This window comes from Gilliamella apicola, assembly GCF_003202655.1.
GTDB lineage: Bacteria > Pseudomonadota > Gammaproteobacteria > Enterobacterales > Orbaceae > Gilliamella > Gilliamella apicola_R.
Genome location: NZ_QGLR01000030.1, coordinates 1 through 1,045 on the forward strand (window position 1 = coordinate 1; position 1,045 = coordinate 1,045).

1 protein-coding gene is annotated in these 1,045 nt (G+C 45.3%); it reads left to right on the forward strand.

Translation table 11 applies throughout. From position 1 onward, the window contains the following. A partial coding sequence (locus DKK70_RS16565; RefSeq protein WP_010129817.1) for an IS4-like element ISVsa5 family transposase occupies positions 1–1,045 on the forward strand: 1,045 nt, incomplete at both ends.

Genomic DNA, 1,045 nt, shown 5'->3' on the forward strand with positions numbered 1-1,045 from the left:
TTACTTGACTGTAAAACTCTCACTCTTACCGAACTTGGCCGTAACCTGCCAACCAAAGCGAGAACAAAACATAACATCAAACGAATCGACCGATTGTTAGGTAATCGTCACCTCCACAAAGAGCGACTCGCTGTATACCGTTGGCATGCTAGCTTTATCTGTTCGGGCAATACGATGCCCATTGTACTTGTTGACTGGTCTGATATCCGTGAGCAAAAACGGCTTATGGTATTGCGAGCTTCAGTCGCACTACACGGTCGTTCTGTTACTCTTTATGAGAAAGCGTTCCCGCTTTCAGAGCAATGTTCAAAGAAAGCTCATGACCAATTTCTAGCCGACCTTGCGAGCATTCTACCGAGTAACACCACACCGCTCATTGTCAGTGATGCTGGCTTTAAAGTGCCATGGTATAAATCCGTTGAGAAGCTGGGTTGGTACTGGTTAAGTCGAGTAAGAGGAAAAGTACAATATGCAGACCTAGGAGCGGAAAACTGGAAACCTATCAGCAACTTACATGATATGTCATCTAGTCACTCAAAGACTTTAGGCTATAAGAGGCTGACTAAAAGCAATCCAATCTCATGCCAAATTCTATTGTATAAATCTCGCTCTAAAGGCCGAAAAAATCAGCGCTCGACACGGACTCATTGTCACCACCCGTCACCTAAAATCTACTCAGCGTCGGCAAAGGAGCCATGGATTCTAGCAACTAACTTACCTGTTGAAATTCGAACACCCAAACAACTTGTTAATATCTATTCGAAGCGAATGCAGATTGAAGAAACCTTCCGAGACTTGAAAAGTCCTGCCTACGGACTAGGCCTACGCCATAGCCGAACGAGCAGCTCAGAGCGTTTTGATATCATGCTGCTAATCGCCCTGATGCTTCAACTAACATGTTGGCTTGCGGGCGTTCATGCTCAGAAACAAGGTTGGGACAAGCACTTCCAGGCTAACACAGTCAGAAATCGAAACGTACTCTCAACAGTTCGCTTAGGCATGGAAGTTTTGCGGCATTCTGGCTACACAATAACAAGGGAAGACT